23 protein-coding genes and 2 tRNA genes are annotated in these 25,673 nt (G+C 41.9%); 24 read left to right on the plus strand and 1 reads right to left on the minus strand.

The window, feature by feature from the left end:
- Positions 1 to 206 precede the first annotated feature (206 nt).
- The 8 genes from QM818_RS00005 to QM818_RS00040 all read left to right on the plus strand — a co-directional run bounded on the left by QM818_RS00005 (position 207) and on the right by QM818_RS00040 (position 7,960).
- Positions 207 to 797, plus strand: a complete 591-nt coding sequence (locus QM818_RS00005) for a class I SAM-dependent methyltransferase (RefSeq protein WP_004258798.1) — start codon at positions 207 to 209, stop codon at positions 795 to 797.
- Entirely contained in the window at positions 794 to 2,071 is a 1,278-nt protein-coding gene (locus QM818_RS00010; protein ID WP_064276995.1) for a pyrimidine-nucleoside phosphorylase, read from the plus strand. Before QM818_RS00005 ends, QM818_RS00010 begins: the two co-directional genes overlap by 4 nt.
- A 19-nt stretch (positions 2,072 to 2,090) precedes the next feature.
- Positions 2,091 to 2,753 carry a deoxyribose-phosphate aldolase gene (deoC, locus tag QM818_RS00015; RefSeq protein WP_033686673.1) on the plus strand — a complete coding sequence of 221 codons (663 nt, stop codon included), beginning with the start codon at positions 2,091 to 2,093 and terminating at the stop codon, positions 2,751 to 2,753.
- Complete coding sequence (locus tag QM818_RS00020; protein WP_033686672.1) at positions 2,740 to 3,129, plus strand: cytidine deaminase; 390 nt, start codon at positions 2,740 to 2,742, stop codon at positions 3,127 to 3,129. The genes deoC and QM818_RS00020 overlap by 14 nt, the downstream gene beginning before the upstream one ends.
- Positions 3,130 to 3,218: 89 nt before the next feature.
- A complete protein-coding gene (locus QM818_RS00025) occupies positions 3,219 to 4,271 on the plus strand; it encodes a BMP family lipoprotein (protein WP_261081422.1) in 1,053 nt (350 codons plus the stop codon).
- 143 nt (positions 4,272 to 4,414) lie between these two features.
- Entirely contained in the window at positions 4,415 to 5,950 is a 1,536-nt protein-coding gene (locus tag QM818_RS00030; protein ID WP_414299754.1) for an ABC transporter ATP-binding protein, read from the plus strand.
- Complete coding sequence (locus QM818_RS00035; RefSeq protein ID WP_265473322.1) at positions 5,943 to 7,001, plus strand: ABC transporter permease; 1,059 nt, start codon at positions 5,943 to 5,945, stop codon at positions 6,999 to 7,001. The genes QM818_RS00030 and QM818_RS00035 overlap by 8 nt, the downstream gene beginning before the upstream one ends.
- Positions 7,002 to 7,003: 2 nt before the next feature.
- On the plus strand, positions 7,004 to 7,960 hold the full coding sequence (locus QM818_RS00040) for an ABC transporter permease (protein ID WP_023946479.1): 957 nt from the start codon (positions 7,004 to 7,006) through the stop codon (positions 7,958 to 7,960).
- A 37-nt stretch (positions 7,961 to 7,997) separates the two neighbouring features.
- Here QM818_RS00040 and plsY read toward each other — a convergent pair whose 3' ends face one another.
- Complete coding sequence (gene plsY, locus QM818_RS00045; RefSeq protein ID WP_023946481.1) at positions 7,998 to 8,639, minus strand: glycerol-3-phosphate 1-O-acyltransferase PlsY; 642 nt, start codon at positions 8,637 to 8,639, stop codon at positions 7,998 to 8,000.
- A gap of 135 nt (positions 8,640 to 8,774) precedes the next feature.
- Here plsY and parE point away from each other — a divergent pair, with 135 nt between their 5' ends.
- From parE to sufU, 16 genes are all read left to right on the plus strand, one after another.
- On the plus strand, positions 8,775 to 10,718 hold the full coding sequence (parE, locus tag QM818_RS00050) for a DNA topoisomerase IV subunit B (protein ID WP_265473297.1): 1,944 nt from the start codon (positions 8,775 to 8,777) through the stop codon (positions 10,716 to 10,718).
- 27 nt (positions 10,719 to 10,745) lie between these two features.
- Entirely contained in the window at positions 10,746 to 11,564 is an 819-nt protein-coding gene (locus tag QM818_RS00055) for an aminoglycoside 6-adenylyltransferase (protein WP_261081136.1), read from the plus strand.
- Positions 11,565 to 11,795: 231 nt separating this feature from the next.
- Complete coding sequence (parC, locus tag QM818_RS00060) at positions 11,796 to 14,267, plus strand: DNA topoisomerase IV subunit A (protein ID WP_261081137.1); 2,472 nt, start codon at positions 11,796 to 11,798, stop codon at positions 14,265 to 14,267.
- A gap of 134 nt (positions 14,268 to 14,401) precedes the next feature.
- Complete coding sequence (locus QM818_RS00065) at positions 14,402 to 15,424, plus strand: branched-chain amino acid aminotransferase (RefSeq protein ID WP_000218997.1); 1,023 nt, start codon at positions 14,402 to 14,404, stop codon at positions 15,422 to 15,424.
- Positions 15,425 to 15,446: 22 nt separating this feature from the next.
- Positions 15,447 to 17,414, plus strand: a complete 1,968-nt coding sequence (locus tag QM818_RS00070; protein ID WP_000837410.1) for a peptide ABC transporter substrate-binding protein — start codon at positions 15,447 to 15,449, stop codon at positions 17,412 to 17,414.
- A 97-nt stretch (positions 17,415 to 17,511) separates the two neighbouring features.
- Positions 17,512 to 17,742 (plus strand): DUF2969 domain-containing protein, encoded by a 231-nt coding sequence (locus QM818_RS00075; protein WP_000037113.1) that lies wholly within the window; start codon positions 17,512 to 17,514, stop codon positions 17,740 to 17,742.
- Between the two features lie 49 nt (positions 17,743 to 17,791).
- Positions 17,792 to 17,872, plus strand: a tRNA-Tyr gene (locus QM818_RS00080).
- Positions 17,873 to 17,881: 9 nt separating this feature from the next.
- Positions 17,882 to 17,953, plus strand: a tRNA-Gln gene (locus QM818_RS00085).
- Positions 17,954 to 18,114: 161 nt separating this feature from the next.
- Positions 18,115 to 19,317: a 30S ribosomal protein S1 gene (rpsA, locus tag QM818_RS00090; RefSeq protein ID WP_001001630.1), complete on the plus strand. Its 1,203-nt coding sequence runs from the start codon at positions 18,115 to 18,117 to the stop codon at positions 19,315 to 19,317.
- A gap of 85 nt (positions 19,318 to 19,402) precedes the next feature.
- Positions 19,403 to 19,900 (plus strand): GAF domain-containing protein, encoded by a 498-nt coding sequence (locus tag QM818_RS00095; RefSeq protein ID WP_414299755.1) that lies wholly within the window; start codon positions 19,403 to 19,405, stop codon positions 19,898 to 19,900.
- On the plus strand, positions 19,900 to 21,555 hold the full coding sequence (gene dnaX / locus QM818_RS00100) for a DNA polymerase III subunit gamma/tau (RefSeq protein WP_023947793.1): 1,656 nt from the start codon (positions 19,900 to 19,902) through the stop codon (positions 21,553 to 21,555). The genes QM818_RS00095 and dnaX overlap by 1 nt, the downstream gene beginning before the upstream one ends.
- Before the next feature lie 27 nt (positions 21,556 to 21,582).
- Entirely contained in the window at positions 21,583 to 21,777 is a 195-nt protein-coding gene (locus QM818_RS00105; protein ID WP_001081602.1) for a DUF3272 domain-containing protein, read from the plus strand.
- A gap of 150 nt (positions 21,778 to 21,927) precedes the next feature.
- A complete protein-coding gene (gene sufC, locus QM818_RS00110) occupies positions 21,928 to 22,698 on the plus strand; it encodes a Fe-S cluster assembly ATPase SufC (RefSeq protein ID WP_033685054.1) in 771 nt (256 codons plus the stop codon).
- Between the two features lie 27 nt (positions 22,699 to 22,725).
- Positions 22,726 to 23,988 (plus strand): Fe-S cluster assembly protein SufD, encoded by a 1,263-nt coding sequence (gene sufD / locus QM818_RS00115; RefSeq protein ID WP_033684974.1) that lies wholly within the window; start codon positions 22,726 to 22,728, stop codon positions 23,986 to 23,988.
- A gap of 10 nt (positions 23,989 to 23,998) precedes the next feature.
- Complete coding sequence (locus QM818_RS00120) at positions 23,999 to 25,225, plus strand: cysteine desulfurase (protein ID WP_033684975.1); 1,227 nt, start codon at positions 23,999 to 24,001, stop codon at positions 25,223 to 25,225.
- Positions 25,212 to 25,652, plus strand: coding sequence for a Fe-S cluster assembly sulfur transfer protein SufU (sufU, locus tag QM818_RS00125; protein WP_033684976.1), 441 nt, complete (start codon positions 25,212 to 25,214; stop codon positions 25,650 to 25,652). The genes QM818_RS00120 and sufU overlap by 14 nt, the downstream gene beginning before the upstream one ends.
- Positions 25,653 to 25,673: the final 21 nt, after the last annotated feature.

Here is a 25,673-nt window from a genome sequence, read left to right on the forward strand (position 1 = left end):
CCATATGAATCTTTCTAATGAGTTGTTTGATCGCTTTTCATTATAGATCTTATGGGACTTTTTTTCTACACAAAAATCGGCTCTATAATATCTATAGGGGGTTACCCACTACAAATATTATAGAGCCGCTTTCTTCAGTCTTTTTTGTTTTATGATCAATTTGTAAACGATTTACAATTTAAGTCAAATTATGGTAAAATAGTTTCATGAGTAAAATGTATTATGCAGAAAATCCTGATGCTGCTCACGACATTCATGAGTTAAGAGTGGACTTGTTGGGAGAAAAAATGACCTTTTTGACGGATGCGGGTGTTTTTAGCAAGAAAATGGTTGACTTTGGCAGTCAACTCTTGCTCAAGTGTCTAGAGGTCAACCAAGGAGAGACTGTCCTTGATGTAGGGTGTGGTTATGGGCCTTTGGGCTTATCCTTGGCTAAGGCTTATGGGGTTCAGGCGACCATGGTTGATATCAATAATCGTGCCTTGGATTTGGCGCGACAAAATGCTGAACGAAATAAAGTAGAAGCGACGATTTTCCAGTCCAACATCTATGAACAAGTTGAAGGCACATTTGACCATGTCATTTCAAATCCTCCTATCCGTGCGGGCAAGCAAGTGGTTCATGAAATCATTGAGAAAAGTAAAGATTTCTTGGAAACTGGTGGAGATTTAACAATCGTTATCCAGAAAAAACAAGGGGCTCCAAGCGCCAAGTCAAAGATGGAGGAAGTGTTTGGCAATTGTGAAATCGTCAAAAAAGATAAGGGATATTATATCCTTAGAAGTGTGAAAGAATGAGAGCAGTTGATTTAATCCAAAAAAAACGAGATGGTCAAGAACTGACTTCGAGTGAAATTGAATGGCTAGTTGAAGGCTATGTGTCAGGAACTGTCCCTGATTATCAGATGTCTGCCTTTGCTATGGCTGTTTATTTCAAAGGAATGACGACTCGAGAAATATCTGATTTGACCATGAAAATGGTTCAGACAGGGCAAGAGTTTGATTTATCAGCTATTGATGGGGTTAAGGTTGACAAGCATTCTACGGGTGGTGTTGGTGACAAGGTGACCTTGATTTTAGCTCCTTTAGTAGCGAGTTTTGGAGTTCCAGTCGCGAAAATGAGTGGTCGTGGTCTCGGCCATACGGGTGGAACGATTGATAAATTAGAATCAATCAAGGGCTATCAAGTAGAACGTAGTCAAGAGGATTTCATTCATCAAGTTCAGGATATTGGTGTATCTGTCATTGGGCAATCAGACCAGCTGGTCAAAGCGGATAAGCTTCTCTATGCCCTTCGTGATGTGACCGCAACTGTTGACACGATTCCTTTGATTGCGAGTTCGGTGATGAGCAAGAAAATTGCGGCAGGGGCTGATGCTATTTTGCTAGACGTGACTGTCGGTGAGGGTGCCTTCATGAAGACGGTTGATGAGGCGCGTGAATTGGCTAAAACCATGGTGGATTTAGGGAAAGCAGTAGGCCGTAAAACAGTTGCAGTCATTACCGATATGAGTCAGCCCTTGGGACGAGCGATTGGAAATCGCCTTGAAATCCTTGAGGCATTGGAGATTTTACAAGGTCAAGGCCGTCAGGATATTACCCACTTTATCTGCGAATTGGCTCAAATTATGCTTGGTTTGGCTAATGTGAACAAGACAGTGGAAGAAGTTCGCCAACACCTTGAGAATGGTCAAGCGCTGGCTAAGTTTGAGGAAATGGTCCAAGCCCAAGGTGGAGACTTGGAAGACCTCTATCGTCCTGTCAATGTTACCCATGTGGTGGAAATCCCTGCTCATGAAACGGGTGTCATTTCAGCTCTTCCAGCTATGGAATTTGGGCTTTATGCTATGAGACTGGGGGCAGGCCGTGCAGTCAAGTCTGATGCCTTGGACTATGAGACAGGAATTGTTTTTGAAAAGAAAGTTGGAGATTCCGTTCAAAAGGGAGAAATTGTTGCAAAAGTATACACAAATGGAAAAATTTCTCCTCAGCTAGTTACAGATTTTCAAAAATATGTTAAAATAAATGATAGTGTGCAAAGTTTACGAGAAATCATAGAAATAATCTCATAAACTGCAGGAGAATCCGAATATGAAATTAAATAAATATATCGATCATACACTTTTGAAACAAGATGCGACAGTAAATCAAATTGATTGTTTGTTGTCTGAAGCTAGAGAGTATGATTTTGCCAGTGTTTGCGTTAATCCGACCTGGGTTGAACATGCTAAAAAAGGGCTTGAAGGCACAGATGTCAAGGTCTGCACAGTAGTAGGTTTCCCCTTGGGAGCAACAACTTCAACTGTGAAAGCTTTTGAAACCAAGGAAGCTATCCAAAATGGTGCAGATGAGATTGATATGGTGATTAATGTTGGAGCTCTCAAAACAGGTAATCTTGATTTGGTTGAGTCGGATATTCGCGCAGTAGTAGAAGCAAGTGGTGACAAGTTAGTGAAAGTCATTATTGAAGCTTGCCTTCTGACAGACCAAGAAAAAGTTGTGGCTTGCCAATTAGCTCAAAAAGCGGGAGCTGACTTCGTAAAAACTTCAACTGGCTTTTCAACTGGTGGTGCTACGGTAGCAGATGTTAGATTAATGCGTGAAACAGTTGGACCAGAAATGGGTGTCAAGGCTGCCGGCGGAGCTCGTTCTTATGCAGATGCTCTTGCATTTGTAGAAGCAGGGGCGACCCGTATTGGAACGTCAGCTGGGGTAGCCATTTTAAAAGGAGAATTGGCTGATGGCGACTACTGAGTTGATTGAACTAGCAATTGAAACCAGCAAGAAAGCCTATGTGCCCTATTCTCATTTTCCAGTCGGAGCTGTTTTAGTGACAAAAGATGGTAGCACTTATACAGGTGTCAATATTGAGAATGCTAGCTATCCTTTGACCAACTGCGGAGAGCGTACAGCGATTTTTAAAGCAGTTTCCGAAGGCCAAAGAGAGTTTTCCGAATTGATTGTTTATGGACAAACTGAAAAACCAATCTCGCCATGTGGTGCTTGTCGCCAAGTGATGGCTGAATTTTTTGAACAAGATCTAAAAGTGACCTTAGTCGCAAAAGATAAATCGACGGTCGAGATGACGGTCGGGGAGTTACTTCCATACTCTTTTACAGACTTAAACTAGTCTGAGTCGCTCTCTGAGTGGCACGGTCCTTGTGGCCAACCAATCCATACTTGCAACATCGTTGCACATCTTATTTAGGAGGTTCAGTAATGAACAAGAAACAATGGCTAGGCCTTGGTCTAGTTGCAGTGGCAGCAGTTGGACTTGCTGCATGTGGTAACCGCTCTTCTCGTAACGCAGCTTCATCTTCTGATGTGAAGACAAAAGCAGCAATCGTCACTGATACTGGTGGTGTTGATGACAAATCATTCAACCAATCAGCTTGGGAAGGTTTGCAAGACTGGGGTAAAGAACACAATCTTTCAAAAGATAAAGGTTTCACTTACTTCCAATCAACAAGTGAAGCTGACTACGCTAACAACTTGCAACAAGCGGCTGGAAGCTACAACCTAATCTTCGGTGTTGGTTTTGCCCTTCACAATGCGGTTGAAGAAGCAGCAAAAGACCACTCTGATTTGAACTATGTCTTGATTGATGATGTGATTAAAGATCAAAAGAATGTTGCTAGCGTAACGTTTGCTGATAACGAAGCTGCTTACCTTGCGGGTGTTGCAGCAGCTAAAACAACTAAAACAAAACAAGTTGGTTTTGTAGGTGGTATGGAGTCAGAAGTTATCTCTCGTTTTGAAGCAGGATTCAAGGCTGGTGTTGCGTCAGTAGACCCATCTATCAAAGTACAAGTTGACTACGCTGGTTCATTTGGTGATGCTGCTAAAGGTAAAACAATTGCAGCTGCACAATACGCAGCTGGTGCAGATATTGTTTACCAAGTAGCTGGTGGTACAGGTGCAGGTGTCTTTGCAGAAGCAAAATCACTTAACGAAAGCCGTCCTGAAAATGAAAAAGTTTGGGTTATCGGTGTTGACCGTGACCAAGAAGCAGAAGGTAAATACACTTCTAAAGATGGTAAAGAATCAAACTTTGTTCTTGTATCTACTTTGAAACAAGTTGGTACAACTGTAAAAGATATTGCTAACAAGGCAGAAAAAGGTGAATTCCCTGGCGGTCAAGTGATCGTTTACTCATTGAAAGATAAAGGGGTTGACTTGGCAGTGACAAACCTTTCAGAAGAAGGTAAAAAAGCTGTCGAAGATGCTAAAGCTAAAATCCTTGATGGAAGCGTAAAAGTTCCTGAAAAATAACGGATGGAAGTCATTTCTTAGGAAGCGGCCCTCGGCCGCTTTTTTAAGAGTTGAGACAAAGTCATTTTGTCTCAGTAAAGCTTGCTACTAGAGAAACTAGCAAGTTTTATTGAAATAAAATAAGACTCTGAAAGGAAGAGCACATGGCACACGAAAATGTCATTGAGATGCGTGATATTACCAAGGTGTTTGGTGAATTTGTTGCCAACGACAAAATCAACTTGCACCTACGAAAAGGTGAAATTCATGCACTTTTAGGAGAAAATGGGGCTGGTAAGTCTACGCTAATGAACATGTTAGCAGGCCTTCTTGAACCAACAAGTGGTGAAATTGCGGTCAACGGTCAAGTTGTTAACCTCGACTCACCATCTAAAGCAGCTAGCTTGGGAATCGGAATGGTTCACCAGCACTTTATGTTGGTAGAAGCCTTCACAGTGGCTGAAAACATCATTTTAGGTAGTGAATTGACTAAAAATGGTGTGCTAGATATCGCTGGAGCTAGCAAAGAAATCAAGGCTCTTTCTGAACGTTATGGCTTAGCTGTTGACCCTTCTGCCAAGGTAGCAGATATCTCAGTTGGAGCCCAACAACGTGTAGAAATTTTAAAAACCCTTTATCGGGGGGCTGATATCCTTATCTTTGATGAACCAACGGCTGTCTTGACCCCATCAGAAATTGATGAATTGATGGCTATTTTGAAAAATCTTGTCAAAGAAGGGAAATCAATTATCTTGATTACCCACAAGTTGGATGAGATTCGTGCAGTTTCTGACCGCGTTACAGTTATCCGTCGTGGGAAATCAATTGAAACAGTCGAAATTGCAGGAGCTACCAATGCTGATTTGGCAGAAATGATGGTAGGTCGTTCTGTTTCCTTTAAAACAGAGAAGCAAGCCTCTCAACCAAAAGAAGTGGTCTTGTCAATCAAAGATTTGGTGGTCAATGAAAACCGCGGTGTCCCAGCTGTGAAAAATCTTTCCTTGGATGTTCGTGCTGGAGAGATTGTTGGTATTGCAGGGATTGATGGAAATGGTCAGTCTGAACTGATTCAAGCCATTACAGGTCTTCGCAAGGTTGAATCTGGTAGCATTGAGCTAAAAGGAGATTCAATTGTAGGATTGCCCCCACGTCAGATTACAGAATTGAGTGTTGGGCACGTTCCAGAAGACCGTCACCGTGATGGCTTGATTTTGGAAATGATGATTTCTGAAAATATTGCCCTTCAAACCTACTATAAAGAACCACATAGTAAAAATGGAATTTTGAACTATTCAAATATTACCTCTTATGCTAAAAAGCTAATGGAAGAGTTTGATGTTCGTGCTGCCAGTGAATTTGTTCCTGCAGCTGCACTTTCAGGAGGAAATCAACAAAAAGCAATTATTGCTCGTGAAATTGATCGTGATCCTGATCTCCTTATCGTCAGCCAGCCAACTCGTGGTTTGGATGTCGGTGCTATTGAATATATCCACAAACGCTTGATTGAAGAGCGTGATAATGGTAAAGCTGTCCTTGTTGTCAGCTTTGAATTGGATGAGATTTTAAACGTCTCAGACCGTATTGCTGTTATCCATGATGGTAAGATTCAAGGTATTGTATCACCAGAAACAACCAATAAACAAGAGCTTGGTGTCTTGATGGCTGGTGGAAACTTGGGAAAGGAGAAGAGTGATGTCTAAAAAATTACAACAAATTTCGGTTCCCTTGATTTCTGTATTCCTAGGAATTTTACTCGGAGCCATTGTCATGTGGATCTTCGGTTATGATGCTATTTGGGGCTACGAAGAATTGTTCTATACAGCCTTTGGTAGTCTGCGTGGGATTGGAGAAATCTTCCGTGCTATGGGGCCTTTGGTCTTGATTGGTCTGGGTTTTGCCGTTGCCAGTCGCGCAGGTTTCTTTAACGTCGGGCTTCCTGGTCAGGCTTTGGCAGGTTGGATTCTCAGTGGTTGGTTTGCCTTGTCTCATCCAGATATGCCACGTCCCTTGATGATTCTAGCAACTATCGTGATTGCCCTGATTGCTGGTGGGATTGTCGGAGCGATTCCAGGTATTCTTAGAGCCTATCTAGGGACGTCAGAGGTTATCGTAACCATCATGATGAACTACATTGTCTTGCATGTAGGGAATGCCTTTATCCATGCTTTCCCTAAAGACTTCATGCAAAGTACAGATTCGACCATTCGTGTTGGGGCTAATGCAACCTACCAGACACCTTGGTTAGCTGAGTTGACTGGTAATTCGCGGATGAATATTGGTATTTTCTTTGCCATCATTGCCGTTGCAGTTATTTGGTTCATGCTCAAGAAAACGACTCTTGGTTTTGAAATCCGTGCGGTTGGTCTGAATCCACATGCTTCAGAATATGCTGGTATTTCTGCAAAAAGAACGATTATCCTCTCAATGATTATCTCAGGTGCCTTGGCAGGTCTTGGTGGAGCTGTTGAAGGTCTGGGAACCTTCCAGAACGTTTATGTTCAGGGGGCGTCATTAGCTGTCGGATTTAACGGAATGGCGGTTAGTCTGCTTGCGGCCAACTCACCAATTGGTATTCTATTTGCAGCCTTCTTATTTGGTGTTCTCCAAGTTGGAGCTCCTGGTATGAATGCGGCGCAGGTACCGTCTGAGCTTGTCAGCATTGTAACAGCGTCTATTATCTTCTTTGTCAGTGTTCATTACCTTATCGAACGCTTTGTCAAACCGAAAAAACAAGTTAAAGGAGGTAAGTAAAGATGTCTATTACAACCTTGCTCACCCTCTTGGTGTCTTCTATGCTGATTTACTCAGCACCTCTCATCTTTACAAGTATTGGTGGTGTTTTCTCTGAACGTGGTGGTGTGGTAAACGTCGGTCTTGAAGGAATTATGGTTATGGGTGCCTTTTCTGGAGTTGTCTTTAACCTTGAATTTGCAGAACAATTTGGAGCAGCAACTCCATGGCTATCCTTGCTTGTAGCAGGATTGGTTGGAGGACTCTTCTCTATCATCCACGCAGCAGCGACGGTTCATTTCCGTGCAGACCATGTTGTCAGCGGTACGGTATTGAACTTGATGGCCCCAGCCTTGGCTGTTTTCTTGGTGAAAGTACTTTATAACAAAGGACAAACCGACAACCTAAGTCAGACTTTTGGACGCTTTGATTTCCCATTCTTGGCAAATATCCCAGTGATTGGTGATATCTTCTTCAAGTCAACAAGTCTGCTAGGTTATATCGCGATTGCCTTCTCATTCTTTGCTTGGTTTATCCTCTTTAAGACTCGTTTTGGTCTTCGTCTTCGCTCTGTCGGTGAACATCCTCAAGCAGCGGATACCTTGGGAATCAATGTCTACAAGATGAGATATTTTGGAGTTATTATTTCCGGTTTTCTAGGTGGAATTGGCGGAGCGATTTATGCTCAATCCATCTCAGTTAACTTTTCAGTAACAACTATTGTTGGACCTGGATTTATCGCTCTTGCTGCAATGATCTTCGGGAAATGGAATCCAATCGGAGCCATGCTATCTAGTCTCTTCTTTGGACTTTCACAAAGTTTGGCTGTTATCGGCTCTCAATTGCCATTCCTACAAGGAGTGCCTGCGGTTTATCTTCAAATCGCACCTTATGTTTTGACAATTCTTGTCTTGGCAGCCTTCTTTGGAAAAGCAGTTGCACCAAAAGCAGATGGTATCAACTATATCAAATCAAAATAAGCATACAAAAAACGTCAGTTCAGAATGAACTGGCGTTTTATTTTTTAGGATGTTGGTTGGTTAGGTTCAATCCCCAAGGGACAAGATTTTCAGTTTTATTTTTGATACGAGCGATGTTGTCCTTATGACGAATGATAATCAAACTAGCAAGTGCTAGGATAATAGCGATGAATAGAGGATCATAGTTGCTCAGGATAAAACCAAAAAGTGGAAAGAGTAGAACTCCGATGACAGCCGCGACAGATGCTGTGACACTAGATAGTGAAATCATACTACCAAGATAGAGGGTTCCAAAGAAAACAACTGCAAGGTAGAGACAGAAGACAGGTGCAAATCCGAAAACCACTCCAGCACTGGTTGCGACAGCCTTGCCTCCCTTAAATCCTGCAAAGATAGGGAAGGTATGTCCAATGACAGCCAAAAGTCCAAAGATGAGAGGCGAAACTCCTTGAAGATGAAACATAATCGGAAGCAGTGTTGCTAGGGTTCCTTTGAAAAAGTCAATCACAAAGGTTGCCATACCAGCTTTCTTGCCTAAAATGCGGAAGGTATTGGTCGTTCCAGTGTTACCAGAACCATGCTCGCGCAGATTGATTTGAAAGAATACTTGTCCAATCCAGAGACCAGACGGAATCGAACCCAGCAGATAAGCTAGGATTAATAAAACTATTGTAATCATACTCCTATTATATCATGAAATGGAGAAGAAAGGCAGAGAATCTCTTCTGAAATTGTCACACCGGAGAAAGAAAAATTTTGCAAAATCCTTGGAAAACCTGTAGAATAGTAAAGATGAACGAATAGGAGGTTCCTTGTGTCAAAAAAGGAAATCAATATTAACAATTATAATGATGATGCCATTCAGGTGCTAGAAGGGTTGGATGCGGTCCGAAAACGTCCAGGGATGTATATCGGATCGACCGATGGCGCTGGGCTCCACCACCTAGTCTGGGAAATCGTCGACAATGCTGTCGATGAGGCCTTGTCTGGATTTGGTGACCGTATTGATGTGACAATCAATAAAGATGGGAGTTTAACGGTTCAAGACCATGGTCGTGGGATGCCGACTGGAATGCACGCTATGGGAATCCCAACGGTTGAAGTAATCTTTACCATTCTTCATGCCGGAGGAAAATTCGGTCAGGGTGGCTACAAGACATCTGGTGGTCTCCACGGGGTGGGTTCTTCCGTTGTTAACGCTCTTTCTAGTTGGTTGGAAGTCGAAATTACCCGTGATGGTGCAGTCTACAAGCAACGTTTTGAAAATGGTGGAAAACCTGTCACGACTTTGAAGAAAATCGGTACAGCACTCAAGTCTAAAACAGGTACCAAGGTTACTTTCATGCCGGATGCGACCATCTTTTCTACGACAGACTTCAAGTACAATATCATTTCAGAGCGCCTTAATGAATCAGCTTTTCTCTTGAAAAATGTAACCTTGTCCCTGACGGACAAGCGTACAGATGAAGCGATTGAGTTTCATTATGAAAACGGGGTGCAGGACTTTGTTTCCTACCTTAATGAAGACAAGGAAACCTTAACACCAGTTCTGTACTTTGAGGGGGAAGATAATGGTTTCCAAGTGGAAGTCGCCCTCCAGTACAATGATGGATTTTCAGATAACATTCTGTCCTTTGTTAATAACGTTCGCACCAAGGACGGTGGAACGCATGAAACAGGACTCAAGTCTGCCATTACCAAAGTCATGAACGACTATGCCCGTAAGACAGGTCTTCTCAAGGAAAAAGATAAAAACCTTGAAGGTTCAGACTATCGTGAAGGACTAGCAGCCGTTCTCTCTATCTTGGTTCCTGAAGAACATTTGCAGTTTGAAGGCCAGACTAAGGATAAATTGGGTAGCCCCCTAGCTCGTCCAGTTGTGGATGGTATTGTGGCTGATAGGTTGACCTTCTTCCTCATGGAAAATGGTGAATTAGCTTCAAATCTTATTCGCAAAGCCATTAAGGCTCGTGATGCCCGTGAGGCGGCCCGCAAAGCGCGTGATGAGAGCCGAAATGGTAAGAAAAACAAGAAAGACAAGGGCTTGTTGTCTGGGAAATTAACGCCAGCCCAGTCTAAGAATCCTGCTAAGAATGAACTCTATCTAGTCGAGGGAGACTCTGCCGGTGGTTCTGCCAAACAAGGTCGTGACCGTAAGTTCCAGGCTATCTTGCCACTTCGTGGTAAGGTTATCAACACAGCTAAGGCCAAGATGGCGGATATCCTCAAAAATGAAGAAATCAACACTATGATTTATACTATTGGTGCGGGTGTTGGGGCTGACTTCTCTATTGAAGATGCCAACTATGACAAGATCATTATCATGACCGATGCGGATACCGACGGTGCCCACATTCAAACACTTCTCTTAACCTTCTTTTACCGCTATATGCGTCCGCTAGTTGAGGCGGGACATGTCTATATTGCCCTTCCGCCTCTTTACAAGATGTCCAAAGGTAAAGGCAAGAAAGAAGAAGTGGCCTATGCTTGGACAGATGGCGAGTTAGAAGAACTCCGCAAGCAGTTCGGTAAGGGCGCTACCCTCCAACGCTATAAAGGTCTCGGTGAGATGAATGCGGACCAACTCTGGGAAACAACCATGAATCCAGAAACCCGCACTCTCATTCGCGTTACGATCGAAGACCTAGCACGCGCTGAACGCCGTGTCAATGTCCTCATGGGTGACAAGGTCGAACCACGCCGTAAGTGGATCGAGGATAATGTCAAGTTTACGCTGGAAGAAGCGACAGTGTTTTAAGTCGGTCTTTAACGAATGGGTATTAACATGAGAACTGAAACAGAAATGCTCGATGTGATTTTACAAACAGCCAAAACTTTACAAGTCAAAGCTGTCGCCATGTCTGGTTCGCGAGCTTGTCCAAAAGCTCCAAAAGATGAATTTCAAGACTATGATTTGGTCTATATTGTGGAAGATTTAGATAATCTGACAAGTGACCTTTCTTGGTTGAATCAGTTTGGGAAACGCATTATCGAGCAAGAGGTTGCTCTTGACCATCGTCGTCTCTATCTCATGCTTTTTGAAGATGGCAATCGTATTGATTTGACTCTTTGCCCTAAAGAACACATGCAAGAGTGGGTGGATAGTGAGGCAGGATTTGCTGTTTTGGAAGATCCAGAAAATTTATTTGAAGCCTATTTCCCAAATATAGAGCGTTACTGGATAACCCCAGCTACTGAAAAGGATTTTGAAAAAGCCTGCAATGAATTTTGGTGGGTGTCAGCCTACGTGGTCAAAGGAATCTGTCGTAAGCAAGTTATTTATGTGACCGATCATCTCTATGGCATTTGTCAACAAGAACTCCTGAAAATCTTAGCTTGGCAGGTTGCAAGTGATAGGGGAAAGGTCGACATCGGTAAGAATTACAAGTATCTTTTCCAGTATTTGCCTACAGAGAAAGAGAAGGAATTCTCAGCTCTGCTTGATTTTTCAAGTGTAGAGAAACTTACTCAGTCATTGTTTGCTACGATGCAACTTTTCCACAGAGAAGCTCAAATACTTGCTCAAAAGATGGGCTTTGCCTACGATAAGGAAGTGGCTGAGAAGATGATGAGATATGCTGAGGAGAAACTTCCTAATCACTAAATAATTATGCAACGTATTTTAAACTACAGAAAGGGTCGTTTGGTTACTGAATGTTACTGAACACAGGACTAATCCTTTCTACACCCTTTTATTATTACACATACTCTACATTCTTTGAAAGGAGTTGAACACGCCCTAAATGCTGGGTGAAAAAGATAAATTTTCTTGTGAGCTTGCTTACTTCAAGAATTTTCTATTTTCACTTGGTATTTTACAGGCTCTGTATCCTATATGAGTAACATTCAAAACATGTCCCTAGAGGACATCATGGGAGAGCGCTTTGGTCGCTACTCAAAATACATTATTCAAGACCGGGCTTTGCCAGATATTCGTGATGGATTGAAGCCGGTTCAGCGTCGCATTCTTTATTCTATGAATAAGGATGGTAATACCTTTGACAAGAGCTACCGTAAGTCTGCTAAGTCTGTCGGTAATATCATGGGGAATTTCCACCCACACGGTGACAGTTCTATCTATGATGCCATGGTCCGTATGTCTCAGGACTGGAAGAACCGTGAGATTCTAGTCGAAATGCACGGTAATAACGGTTCTATGGACGGAGATCCGCCTGCGGCTATGCGTTATACTGAGGCGCGTTTGTCTGAGATTGCGGGTTATCTTCTTCAGGATATCGAGAAAAAGACCGTTCCTTTTGCTTGGAACTTTGACGATACCGAGAAAGAGCCGACAGTCTTGCCAGCAGCCTTTCCAAACCTCTTGGTCAATGGTTCGACTGGGATTTCGGCTGGTTATGCCACAGACATTCCTCCCCATAATTTGGCTGAGGTCATCGATGCAGCGGTTTACATGATTGACCACCCAACTGCAAAGGTTGATAAACTCATGGAATTCTTGCCTGGACCAGACTTCCCGACTGGAGGGATTATCCAGGGTCGTGATGAAATCAAGAAGGCCTATGAAACTGGGAAAGGGCGCGTAGTTGTTCGTTCCAAGACGGAGATTGAAAAGCTAAAAGGTGGTAAGGAACAAATTGTTATTACTGAGATTCCTTATGAAATCAACAAGGCCAATCTAGTCAAGAAAATCGATGATGTTCGTGTCAATAACAAGGTAGCTGGGATTGCTGAGGTTCGGGACGAATCTGACCGTGACGGTCTTCGTATCGCTATCGAACTCAAGAAAGACGCCAATACGGAGCTGGTTCTTAACTATCTCTTTAAGTACACAGACCTGCAAATCAACTATAACTTTAATATGGTGGCGATTGATAATTTCACACCTCGTCAGGTTGGGATTGTCCCAATCTTGTCCAGCTATATCGCCCACCGCCGTGAAGTCATTTTGGCGCGTTCACGCTTTGACAAAGAAAAGGCTGAGAAACGTCTCCATATTGTCGAAGGTTTGATTCGTGTGATTTCGATTTTAGACGAAGTCATTGCCCTTATCCGTTCATCCGAGAATAAGGCTGACGCCAAGGAAAACCTCAAGGTCAGCTATGATTTTACAGAGGAGCAGGCTGAGGCTATCGTAACCTTGCAACTTTACCGTTTGACCAATACAGATGTGGTTGTCTTGCAGGAAGAAGAAGCAGAACTTCGTGAGAAGATTGCTATGCTGGCGGCTATTATTGGTGATGAACGAACTATGTACAATCTCATGAAGAAAGAGCTTCGTGAGGTTAAAAAGAAATTTGCGACTCCGCGTTTGAGCACTTTAGAAGACACTGCGAAAGCAATCGAGATTGATACAGCTAGTCTGATCGCTGAGGAAGATACCTATGTCAGCGTGACCAAGGCAGGTTACATCAAGCGTACCAGCCCGCGTTCTTTTGCAGCTTCAACGCTAGAGGAAATTGGCAAACGTGATGATGACCGTTTAATCTTTGTTCAATCTGCCAAGACAACCCAGCATCTTTTGATGTTCACGACTCTTGGAAATGTCATTTATCGACCAATCCATGAATTGGCAGACATTCGCTGGAAGGACATCGGAGAGCATCTGAGCCAGACTATTACAAACTTTGAAACTAACGAAGAAATCCTTTATGTGGAAGTCGTGGATCAGTTTGATGATGCGACAACCTACTTTACTGCGACTCGTCTTGGTCAAATCAAACGTGTAGAACGAAAAGAATTCACCCCATGGCGGACCTACAAGTCTAAGTCTGTTAAGTATGCTAAGCTTAAAGACGAGACAGACCAGATTGTGGCAGTGGCTCCAATTAAACTGGATGATGTTCTCTTGATTAGCCAAAATGGTTATGCACTGCGTTTCAATATTGAAGAGGTTCCGGTTGTCGGTGCCAAGGCAGCAGGTGTCAAGGCTATGAACCTGAAAGAAGATGATGTCCTCCAATCGGCCTTTATCTGTAATACCTCGTCCTTCTACCTCTTGACTCAGCGTGGAAGTTTGAAACGTGTTTCCATTGAGGAAATTCCAGCAACCAGCCGTGCCAAACGAGGATTACAAGTCTTGCGTGAGTTGAAAAACAAACCGCATCGTGTCTTCTTAGCAGGATCAGTTGCAGAGCAAGGATTTGTTGGTGATCTCTTCAGTACAGAAGTGGAAGAGAACGACCAAACGCTGCTTGTCCAATCGAACAAAGGAACAATCTATGAAAGTCGACTACAAGACTTGAATCTGTCAGAACGCACAAGTAATGGTAGCTTCATCTCTGACACGATTTCGGATGAAGAAGTTTTTGACGCTTATCTTAAAGAAGTATTTACTGAAGCTAAATAAGTGAAATGAAGAATCAGTTCTAAGAGCTGGTTCTTTTTATTGAAGAAATTTTCTGAAAATTACAAAATATACTTGCTATTTTAGAAAAATAGTGTAGAATAAAAGAAATAGGTTTTTAGAATAAGGAGTGGAATATGACAGTAACGATTGATTGGGAAAATCTCGGTTTTTCCTATATGAAATTACCTTATCGCTATATTGCTCATTTTAAAAATGGACAATGGGATCAAGGAGAGCTTACAGAGGATGCAAACTTGCATATTTCAGAGTCTTCTCCAAGTCTTCACTATGGTCAACAAGCATTTGAAGGTTTGAAAGCTTATCGTACTAAGGATGGTAGTGTTCAACTGTTCCGTCCTGATGAAAATGCTAAACGCCTGCAACGGACATGTGACCGTCTCTTGATGCCACAAGTTCCAACAGAAATGTTTGTAGACGCTTGTAAGGCAGTTGTTCGTGCGAATGAAGAATATGTACCTCCATATGGAACAGGTGGAACCTTATATCTTCGCCCTCTTTTGATTGGTGTCGGAGATATTATTGGGGTTAAACCGGCAGAAGAGTACATTTTCACCATCTTTGCTATGCCAGTTGGAAATTACTTTAAGGGTGGATTGGTTCCAACCAACTTCTTGATTCAGGATGAATACGACCGTGCGGCTCCAAATGGTACAGGTGCGGCTAAGGTTGGTGGAAACTATGCTGCAAGTCTCTTGCCAGGGAAATTGGCCAAGTCACGTCATTTCTCAGATGTTATCTATCTAGACCCATCAACTCATACAAAGATTGAAGAAGTCGGCTCAGCTAACTTCTTTGGAATTACAGCTGATAATGAATTTGTAACACCATTGAGTCCTTCTATCTTGCCATCTATTACCAAGTATTCTTTGCTTTATTTGGCAGAACATCGCTTGGGCTTAACTCCTATTGAGGGGGATGTCCCAATTGATAACCTTGACCGTTTTGTAGAGGCAGGTGCCTGTGGTACAGCAGCAGTTATTTCTCCAATTGGTGGAATTCAGCACGGTGATGATTTCCATGTGTTCTATAGCGAAACAGAAGTAGGTCCTGTGACTCGTAAATTATATGATGAATTGACAGGAATTCAGTTTGGCGATATTGAAGCGCCAGAAGGTTGGATTGTAAAAGTAGATTAAAATAAACTAAAGGAGATTTTTTATGAAATCGAAAAAGTGGCTCTTAACAGCAGGAGTGGTCCTGAGCACAACAGCTCTTTTAGTAGCTTGTGGAAAAGCTGATAAAGAAGCAGATGCACCGACAACATTTTCATATGTCTATGCAGTAGATCCAGCATCTTTGGACTATAGTATAGCGACTCGTACATCTACAACAGATGTCATCGGGAACGTGGTTGATGGTTTGATGGAAAATGACCAATACGGAAATGTTATTCCTTCCTTGGCTGAAGATTGGTCTGTGTCAAAAGATGGTTTGACTTATACCTACAAACTTCGTAAAGGAGTTAAATGGTACACTTCTGAAGGTGAAGAATATGCAGAAGTAACAGCCCATGACTTTGTAACAGGATTGAAACACGTAGCTGACGGTAAGTCAGACGGTGTCTCTCTCATCCAAAATTCAATCAAGGGCTTGGATGCCTACATGACTGGTGAGACCAATGATTTCTCTACAGTTGGTGTTAAGGCCTTGGACGATTATACAGTTGAATATACCCTAAACAAACCAGAAAGCTTCTGGAACTCTAAAGTCACCACAGCAACGATGTTGCCTGTAAATGAAGAGTTTTTGAAGGCATCAGGTAAAGATTATGGAGCAGTTACTCCAGCAGGGATTCTTTACAATGGTCCTTATATCTTGAAGACCTTGACTTCTAAATCGTTGATCGAATACGAGAAAAACCCAAATTACTGGGATAAAGAAAAGGTAAAAATTGAAAAGGTCAAATTGACTTACTACGATGGTTCTGATCAGGAATCGTTGATTCGTAGCTTCTCTTCAGGTGCCTATACGACAGCCCGTCTCTTCCCAAGTAGCTCAAACTTTGCTTCAACTTTGGAACAATACGGAGATAAAATCACTTATAGCCCACAGGACTCAAGTAGTTATTACTTCACCTTTAACGTAAATCGTCAATCATATAATAAAACTGCGAAAACAAGTGAAGAGCAAAAGACTTCTACTAAAGAAGCTATGCTTAATAAGGACTTCCGTCAGGCTATCAACTTTGCCTTCAACCGCCATTCTTATGCTGCCCAGCTAAATGGTGAAGACGGTGCGGACAAGATTATTCGTAACAGCCTCGTTCCTGACAACTTTGTACAAGCAGGTGGTAAAAACTTTGGTCAAATCGCTCAAGCAGAGTTGGTGAACTATGGTGACCAATGGAAAGATGTTGAGCTAGTTGACGGTAAGGATTCTATCTACAATCCTGACAAGGCTAAAGCTGCTTTCGAAAAAGCTAAGAAAGACTTGGAATCTAAAGGGGTAACATTCCCAATTCACTTGGATGTCCCAGTTGAACAAACAGATACCATCGCTGTTCAACAAAGCAACTCTTTCAAACAGTCTATTGAATCAACTCTTGGTGCTGAAAATGTTGTTATCGACGTTCTTCAAATGACAGATAATGAAAAGGAAACAATCACTTCTCAAGCGCGTGTTCCTTCTCAAAAAGATTATGATTTGAACAGTACAGGATGGGCTCCAAGCTATCAAGACCCAGCATCTTACTTGAATATCATGGATCCTAAATCAGGTTCTGCTATGAAACACCTTGGTATTACTAAAGGGAAAGATAAGGATGTTGTAGCTAAACTTGGTTTGGACCAATATAAGAAATTATTGGATGATGCAGATTCAGAAACTACAAATCTTGAAGAACGCTATGAAAAATATGCCAAGGCTCAAGCTTGGTTGACAGATAGTTCATTATTGATGCCAACAGCCTCATCTGGTGGTTCTCCAGTTGTAAGTAATGTCGTGCCATTCTCAAAACCATACTCACAAGTTGGTATTAAGGGTGACCCATATATCTTTAAAGGAATGAAATTGCAAAAAGATATTGTTACAACAAAAGAATATGAAGAAGCACTGAAAAAATGGCAAAAAGAAAAATTGGAATCAAATGGTAAGTACCAAAAAGAACTAGAAAAACACATTAAATAATGCGGAAAACTCTATATCGGACAAGCCCGATATAGAGTTTTTTCTTGCTAGTTTTGGGATTTTCTTGTAAAATAGAAAAAGTGAAGAGAGGTATGAAATGAGTAAGAAAGATAAAAAAATTGAAATTCAAGTAGCAGATGCCAAGGTTAATGTAGGAAAAGACAGTTTTGAAGGCTATACATTGACAATTGGTAAAAAAGTTATCGGAGAAATTGCCGAATTAGACGGACAATTTGCCATCATAAAGAATGGAAACGTCGATAGTTTTTATAAAAAATTGGAAAAAGCTGTGGAAATTTTGATTGAAAATTATAATTTAGCAAAATAAGTCTTGTTTTTTTGAAATTTTCATGATATAATAGTCCATGTTGATTGTAGGAGAGATAGCGAAGAGGCTAAACGCGGCGGACTGTAAATCCGCTCCTTCGGGTTCGGGGGTTCGAATCCCTCTCTCTCCATTTCATCAATGGGGTATAGCCAAGCGGTAAGGCAAGGGACTTTGACTCCCTCATGCGTTGGTTCGAATCCAGCTACCCCAGTTCTTAGGTAATGATCAAGATAAAAAGCAAAATATCTTAGGGTATTTTATTTTTATAATTGAAAGACGTGAACGATATGAACATGTCCTTGCGGGTGCTTAGGAAAAAAATTATAAGTATGTCAAGTTTAAGAAAAACTTGATTGTTGGAGGATTTTTTAGATGAACGAATTTGAAGATTTGCTAAATAGCGTTAGCCAAGTTGAGACTGGTGATGTTGTTAGTGCTGAAGTATTGACAGTTGATGCGACTCAAGCTAACGTTGCAATCTCTGGAACTGGTGTTGAAGGTGTCTTGACTCTTCGCGAATTGACAAACGATCGCGATGCAGATATCAATGACTTTGTTAAAGTAGGAGAAGTATTGGATGTTCTTGTACTTCGTCAAGTAGTTGGTAAAGATACTGATACAGTTACATACCTTGTATCTAAAAAACGCCTTGAAGCTCGCAAAGCATGGGACAAACTTGTTGGTCGCGAAGAAGAAGTTGTTACTGTTAAAGGAACTCGTGCCGTTAAAGGTGGACTTTCAGTAGAATTTGAAGGTGTTCGTGGATTTATCCCAGCTTCAATGTTGGATACTCGTTTCGTACGTAACACTGAGCGTTTTGTAGGTCAAGAATTTGATGCTAAAATCAAAGAAGTTGACGCTAAAGAAAACCGCTTCATCCTTTCACGTCGTGAAGTTGTTGAAGCAGCTACAGCAGCAGCTCGCGCTGAAGTATTCGGTAAATTGGCTGTTGGTGATGTAGTAACTGGTAAAGTTGCACGTATCACAAGTTTCGGTGCTTTCATCGACCTTGGTGGTGTTGACGGATTGGTTCACTTGACTGAATTGTCACATGAACGTAACGTATCACCAAAATCAGTTGTAACTGTTGGTGAAGAAATTGAAGTGAAAATCCTTGATCTTAACGAAGAAGAAGGACGCGTATCACTTTCACTTAAAGCAACAACACCTGGACCATGGGATGGCGTTGAGCAAAAATTGGCTAAAGGTGATGTAGTAGAAGGAACAGTTAAACGTTTGACTGACTTCGGTGCATTTGTTGAAGTATTGCCAGGTATCGATGGACTTGTTCACGTATCACAAATTTCACACAAACGTATTGAAAATCCAAAAGAAGCTCTTAAAGTTGGTCAAGAAGTTAAAGTTAAAGTTCTTGAAGTTAACGCAGATGCAGAGCGCGTATCACTTTCTATCAAAGCTCTTGAAGAGCGTCCAGCTCAAGAAGAAGGACAAAAAGAAGAAAAACGTGCTGCTCGTCCACGTCGTCCAAAACGTCAAGAAAAACGTGATTTCGAACTTCCAGAAACACAAACAGGATTCTCAATGGCTGACTTGTTCGGTGATATCGAACTCTAATCAAATTGAAAATACACAAAATCCTTTGTTTACTTAACAAGGGATTTTTCTTTTGTCTGTAAGTCTTTTTTGATATAATAGTTCTATGTTAGAATCAGAAAAACAATCACGTTATCAAATGTTAAATGAAGAGCTCTCTTTTTTATTGGATGGTGAAACCAATGTTTTGGCTAATCTTTCCAATGCCAGCGCTCTTCTAAAATCACGCTTCCCTAATACCGTATTTGCAGGCTTTTATCTGTTCGATGGAATGGAATTGGTTTTAGGTCCTTTCCAAGGCGGTGTTTCCTGTATCCGTATTGCACTTGGAAAAGGTATTTGTGGGGAGGCAGCTCACTTTCAGGAAACGGTTCTAGTTGGTGATGTAAGGACTTATCCCAACTATATTTCTTGTGATGGTCGAGCTAAAAGTGAAATTGTTGTTCCGATGGTTAAGAATGGTCAATTGCTCGGGGTTCTGGATCTGGATTCTTCAGAGTTTGATGATTATGATGCTATGGATCGAGATTATTTGGAACAATTTGTCGCTATTTTGCTTGAAAAGACAGAATGGGACTTTACAATGTTTGGGGAGAAAGCCTAATGTATCAAGCACTTTATCGAAAATATAGAAGTCAAAACTTCTCCCAGTTGGTTGGTCAAGAAGTTGTGGCTAAGACTCTTAAACAAGCGGTGGAGCAAGAGAAAATAAGTCATGCTTATCTTTTTTCTGGTCCTCGTGGAACGGGAAAAACCAGTGTAGCTAAGATATTTGCCAAGGCTATGAACTGTCCAAATCAAGTGGGTGGTGAACCTTGTAATAACTGCTATATTTGTCAGGCAGTGACGGATGGTAGTTTAGAAGATGTCATTGAAATGGATGCGGCTTCTAATAATGGGGTGGATGAAATTCGCGAAATTCGTGATAAATCTACCTACGCTCCTAGTCTTGCCCGTTATAAGGTTTACATCATAGATGAGGTTCACATGCTGTCTACAGGAGCTTTTAATGCCCTCCTAAAGACGTTAGAAGAGCCAACACAGAATGTGGTCTTTATTTTGGCTACTACTGAATTGCACAAGATACCTGCGACTATTCTATCCCGTGTGCAACGTTTTGAATTTAAATCAATTAAGACACAGGATATTAAGGAACATATTCACTATATCTTAGACAAAGAAAATATCAGTTCTGAACCAGAGGCTGTGGAAATCATTGCTAGACGGGCTGAAGGTGGAATGCGAGATGCCTTGTCTATTTTGGATCAAGCCTTGAGTTTGACACAGGGAAACGAGCTGACGACTGCCATCTCTGAAGAAATTACTGGCACAATTAGTCTATCAGCCTTGGATGATTATGTGGCAGCCTTGTCTCAACAGGATGTTCCAAAGGCCCTAGCATGCTTGAATCTTCTCTTTGACAATGGTAAGAGCATGACTCGTTTTGTGACCGAACTTTTACACTATTTAAGAGATTTGTTAATTGTTCAAACAGGTGGAGAAAATACTCATCATAGTCCAGTCTTTGTAGAAAATTTGGCACTTCCTCAAGAAAATCTGTTTGAAATGATTCGCTTGGCGACAGTCAGTTTAGCAGATATTAAGTCTAGTTTGCAGCCTAAGATTTATGCTGAGATGATGACTATCCGTTTGGCAGAGATTAAGCCTGAACCAGCTCTTTCTGGGGCAGTTGAAAGTGAAATTTCTGCACTGAGACAGGAAATTGCCCGTCTCAAACAAGAACTCGCAAATGTGGGAACCGTATCTAAGCCAACAAATCCAGCTCCTAGTCGCCCAGCAACGGGCAAGACAATCTATCGTGTGGATCGCAATAAAGTTCAATCGATCCTACAAGAGGCCGTTGAAAATCCTGATTTAGCACGTCAAAATCTGATTCGTTTGCAGAATGCCTGGGGAGAAGTAATTGAAAGTCTAGGGGGGCCGGACAAGGCTCTTCTAGTCGGATCTCAACCAGTTGCGGCCAATGAACACCATGCTATTCTTGCTTTTGAGTCTAACTTCAATGCTGGTCAAACCATGAAACGGGACAATCTCAACACTATGTTTGGTAACATCCTCAGTCAGGCAGCAGGTTTTTCACCTGAGATTTTAGCCATTTCCATGGAGGAATGGAAAGAAGTTCGCGCAGCCTTTTCAGCCAAAGCCAAATCTTCTCAAACTGAAAAAGAAGCAGAAGAAAGCCTGATTCCAGAAGGATTTGAATTTTTGGCTGATAAAGTGAAGGTAGAGGAAGACTAAAGAAAGATTTCATGATACAATAAGTTTATGAATAGACAACAATTTATTATCATCGCGCTGTTTACAGCTGCTGAGACCTATTTTTTCAATGAAGCCTGGATGACTGGTCGTTATATTATGGCAGCCTTTTGGGCCATTTTGCTCTTTAGAAATTTCCGAGTTAGTTACTTGATGGGTAAAATAGTAGATGTCATTGACCAACATTTAAAAGGAAAAGACTAGTCCTCAGCTTCTAGACAAAATCAAAGCCTTTTAGGCTTTTTTTTGTTATACTATAAAAGTATATTTATTGACCTTTTACCGTATTTTCTAGGGAAATCAAGTATGTTTCCAGTAAGAACTGTAAAGGCCTTGAAAAAGAAAGGAACTATCATGTCAGTATTAGAGATCAAAGATCTTCACGTTGAGATTGAAGGAAAAGAAATTTTAAAAGGGGTTAACCTGACCCTGAAAACAGGAGAAATCGCCGCTATCATGGGACCAAATGGTACAGGTAAATCGACTCTTTCTGCCGCTATCATGGGAAATCCAAACTATGAAGTTACCAAAGGTGAAGTCTTGTTTGATGGCGTAAACATCCTTGAGTTGGAAGTTGATGAGCGTGCGCGTATGGGACTTTTCCTTGCTATGCAATACCCATCAGAAATTCCTGGAATTACCAATGCTGAGTTTCTTCGTGCAGCTATGAATGCTGGTAAAGAAGACGATGAGAAGATTTCAGTTCGTGAGTTTATCACTAAATTGGATGAGAAGATGGAATTACTCAACATGAAAGAAGAAATGGCTGAGCGTTACCTCAACGAAGGTTTCTCTGGTGGTGAGAAAAAACGCAATGAGATTCTTCAACTTTTGATGTTGGGACCAACTTTTGCCCTTTTGGATGAGATTGACTCTGGTCTTGATATTGATGCCCTTAAAGTTGTTTCTAAAGGTGTGAATGCTATGCGAGGTGAAGGCTTTGGTGCTATGATTATCACTCACTACCAACGTCTTTTGAACTACATCACACCTGATGTGGTACACGTCATGATGGAAGGTCGTGTTGTCCTTTCAGGTGGTCCAGAATTGGCTGCGCGTTTGGAACGTGAAGGATACGCAAAACTAGCTGAAGAACTTGGCTACGACTACAAGGAAGAATTGTAATTCCCTCGTATCTTTTAGGAGAAGTAAATGACTAAAGAAAATATTAAACTTTTTTCAGAAATGCACGCTGAACCAAGCTGGTTGGCTGACCTCCGTCAAAAAGCTTTTGACAAGATTGAGACTTTGGAATTACCAGTTATTGAGCGTGTCAAATTCCACCGTTGGAATCTGGGTGATGGAACGATTACAGAAAGTGAGCCATCAGCAAATGTTCCAGATTTCACAGCTCTAGATAATCACTTGAGGTTGGTACAAGTAGGAACTCAAACTGTTTTTGAGCAAATTCCAGTTGAATTGGCTGAACAGGGTGTCGTCTTTACAGACTTCCACTCAGCTTTAGAAGAAATTCCAGAGCTGATCGAAGAATTCTTCATGTCATCTGTTAAGTATGACGATGACAAGTTGGCAGCCTACCATACAGCTTATTTCAATAGTGGTGCTGTTCTCTATATTCCTGATAACGTTGAGATTAAAGAACCAATCGAAGGAATTTTCTATCAAGACAGCGATAGTGATGTGCCGTTTAACAAGCATATTATGATTATCGCTGGTAAGAACAGTAAGATTAGTTATCTGGAGCGTTTAGAGTCACGTGGTGGAGGTAGTGCTAAGGCAACTGCAAATATCACAGTTGAAGTGATTGCACGTTCTGGTGCGCAAGTCAAGTTTGCTGCGATTGACCGTCTAGGTGAAAACGTCACTGCTTACATTAGCCGTCGTGGTAAATTAGGCAACGATGCAAGCATTGACTGGGCAATCGGTGTCATGAACGAAGGGAACGTCGTTGCGGACTTTGATAGCGACTTGATTGGTAACGGTAGCCATGCTGACCTGAAAGTTGTAGCTCTTTCAAGTGGCCGTCAGGTACAAGGGATTGATACCCGAGTAACTAACTATGGTTGCAACTCAATCGGGAATATCCTTCAACATGGGGTTATTCTTGAAAAAGCAACCTTGACCTTCAATGGTATTGGCCACATTATCAAGGGTGCCAAGGGAGCAGATGCCCAACAAGAGAGCCGTGTTCTTATGCTGTCAGACCAAGCGCGTTCAGATGCCAATCCAATTCTTTTGATTGATGAAAATGATGTTACTGCAGGACACGCGGCTTCTATCGGTCAGGTAGATCCAGAAGACATGTACTACCTCATGAGCCGTGGTTTGGATAAGGCAACTGCAGAACGCTTGGTTGTTCGTGGTTTCCTTGGATCCGTCATCGTTGAGATTCCAGTCAAGGAAGTTCGTGATGAAATGATTGCAACGATCGAAGAAAAATTGTCAAAACGCTAAGGGGTAGCCTATGTTAGATGTAGAAGCGATTCGCAAGGATTTTCCAATTTTAGACCAGATTGTTAATGATGAACCATTGGTTTATTTGGACAATGCTGCGACGACACAAAAACCACTAGCAGTTCTGGAGACGATTAACCGCTACTATGAGCAGGACAATGCCAATGTTCACCGTGGGGTTCATACCTTGGCTGAACGAGCAACAGCATCTTATGAAGCAGCTCGTGAAACCATTCGTAAGTTTATCAATGCAGGCTCAATAAAGGAAGTTCTCTTCACTAGAGGAACGACGACCAGTCTGAACTGGGTAGCGCGCTTTGCTGAGGAAGTCTTGACTGAGGGAGACCAGGTCTTGATTTCCGTCATGGAACACCATTCCAATATCATTCCATGGCAGGAAGCCTGCCGTAAGACTGGGGCAGAGCTTGTCTATGTCTATCTCAAGGACGGAGCTCTGGATATGGATGATTTGCGAGCTAAATTGACTGATAGAGTCAAGTTTGTTTCCCTAGCTCACGCCTCAAATGTTCTGGGTGTAGTCAATCCGATTAAAGAAATCACGCAAATGGCCCACCAAGTTGGAGCCATCATGGTGGTGGATGGTGCTCAATCTACGCCTCATATGAAGATCGATGTCCAGGACTTGGATGTGGACTTCTTTGCCTTTTCAGGTCACAAGATGGCTGGTCCGACTGGTATCGGTGTTCTTTATGGCAAAGAAAAGTATCTGGAGCAAATGTCACCAGTTGAATTTGGCGGTGAGATGATTGATTTCGTCTATGAGCAATCTGCTAGCTGGAAGGAGTTGCCTTGGAAATTTGAGGCTGGAACACCAAATATGGCAGGTGCTATCGGACTAGCTGCAGCAGTGGATTATCTGGAAAAGATTGGTATGGATACCATTGAAGCTCATGAGCAGGAATTAATCTCGTATGTCTATCCAAAATTGCAGGCGATAGAAGGATTGACCATTTATGGTTCGCAGGACTTGTCTCAACGTTCAGGTGTCATTGCCTTTAACCTTGGGAATCTTCATCCTCACGACCTTGCTACAGCTCTGGATTATGAAGGTGTGGCAGTTCGAGCAGGTCACCATTGTGCGCAACCTTTGCTCCAGTATTTGGATGTCCCAGCAACAGCTCGCGCAAGTTTTTATATTTACAATACCAAGGCAGATTGCGACAAGCTAGTCGATGCCTTACAAAAGACAAAGGAGTTTTTCAATGGCACTTTCTAAACTAGATAGCCTTTATATGGCAGTGGTAGCAGACCATTCGAAAAATCCACATCATCAAGGGAAGTTAGAAGACGCTGAACAAATCAGTCTCAATAATCCGACCTGTGGAGATGTCATCAATCTCTCTGTCAAGTTTGATGCAGAAGACCGCTTGGAGGATATCGCTTTTCTAAACTCAGGTTGCACCATCTCGACTGCCTCTGCAAGCATGATGACAGATGCCGTTTTAGGAAAAACCAAACAAGAAATATTAGAACTTGCGACCATTTTTTCTGAAATGGTTCAAGGGCAAAAAGATGAACGTCAAGACAAACTTGGCGATGCAGCCTTCTTGTCAGGTGTTGCCAAATTCCCTCAACGAATTAAGTGTGCAACCCTAGCTTGGAATGCCCTGAAGAAAACAATTGAAAATCAAGAAAAACAGTAAGACAAGCTTCTTATGTCTTAT

This window comes from Streptococcus mitis, from assembly GCF_047464035.1.
Taxonomy (GTDB): Bacteria; Bacillota; Bacilli; order Lactobacillales; family Streptococcaceae; genus Streptococcus; species Streptococcus mitis_DX.

Coding starts and splice junctions, on each gene's coding strand:
- QM818_RS00005 (WP_004258798.1), top strand. CDS start 207: ATGAGTAAAATGTATTATGCAGAAAATCCTGATGCTGCTCACGACATT.
- QM818_RS00010 (WP_064276995.1), top strand. CDS start 794: ATGAGAGCAGTTGATTTAATCCAAAAAAAACGAGATGGTCAAGAACTG.
- deoC (WP_033686673.1), top strand. CDS start 2,091: ATGAAATTAAATAAATATATCGATCATACACTTTTGAAACAAGATGCG.
- QM818_RS00020 (WP_033686672.1), top strand. CDS start 2,740: ATGGCGACTACTGAGTTGATTGAACTAGCAATTGAAACCAGCAAGAAA.
- QM818_RS00025 (WP_261081422.1), top strand. CDS start 3,219: ATGAACAAGAAACAATGGCTAGGCCTTGGTCTAGTTGCAGTGGCAGCA.
- QM818_RS00030 (WP_414299754.1), top strand. CDS start 4,415: ATGGCACACGAAAATGTCATTGAGATGCGTGATATTACCAAGGTGTTT.
- QM818_RS00035 (WP_265473322.1), top strand. CDS start 5,943: ATGTCTAAAAAATTACAACAAATTTCGGTTCCCTTGATTTCTGTATTC.
- QM818_RS00040 (WP_023946479.1), top strand. CDS start 7,004: ATGTCTATTACAACCTTGCTCACCCTCTTGGTGTCTTCTATGCTGATT.
- plsY (WP_023946481.1), bottom strand. CDS start 8,639: ATGATTACAATAGTTTTATTAATCCTAGCTTATCTGCTGGGTTCGATT.
- QM818_RS00055 (WP_261081136.1), top strand. CDS start 10,746: ATGAGAACTGAAACAGAAATGCTCGATGTGATTTTACAAACAGCCAAA.
- parC (WP_261081137.1), top strand. CDS start 11,796: ATGAGTAACATTCAAAACATGTCCCTAGAGGACATCATGGGAGAGCGC.
- QM818_RS00065 (WP_000218997.1), top strand. CDS start 14,402: ATGACAGTAACGATTGATTGGGAAAATCTCGGTTTTTCCTATATGAAA.
- QM818_RS00070 (WP_000837410.1), top strand. CDS start 15,447: ATGAAATCGAAAAAGTGGCTCTTAACAGCAGGAGTGGTCCTGAGCACA.
- QM818_RS00075 (WP_000037113.1), top strand. CDS start 17,512: ATGAGTAAGAAAGATAAAAAAATTGAAATTCAAGTAGCAGATGCCAAG.
- rpsA (WP_001001630.1), top strand. CDS start 18,115: ATGAACGAATTTGAAGATTTGCTAAATAGCGTTAGCCAAGTTGAGACT.
- QM818_RS00095 (WP_414299755.1), top strand. CDS start 19,403: ATGTTAGAATCAGAAAAACAATCACGTTATCAAATGTTAAATGAAGAG.
- dnaX (WP_023947793.1), top strand. CDS start 19,900: ATGTATCAAGCACTTTATCGAAAATATAGAAGTCAAAACTTCTCCCAG.
- QM818_RS00105 (WP_001081602.1), top strand. CDS start 21,583: ATGAATAGACAACAATTTATTATCATCGCGCTGTTTACAGCTGCTGAG.
- sufC (WP_033685054.1), top strand. CDS start 21,928: ATGTCAGTATTAGAGATCAAAGATCTTCACGTTGAGATTGAAGGAAAA.
- sufD (WP_033684974.1), top strand. CDS start 22,726: ATGACTAAAGAAAATATTAAACTTTTTTCAGAAATGCACGCTGAACCA.
- QM818_RS00120 (WP_033684975.1), top strand. CDS start 23,999: ATGTTAGATGTAGAAGCGATTCGCAAGGATTTTCCAATTTTAGACCAG.
- sufU (WP_033684976.1), top strand. CDS start 25,212: ATGGCACTTTCTAAACTAGATAGCCTTTATATGGCAGTGGTAGCAGAC.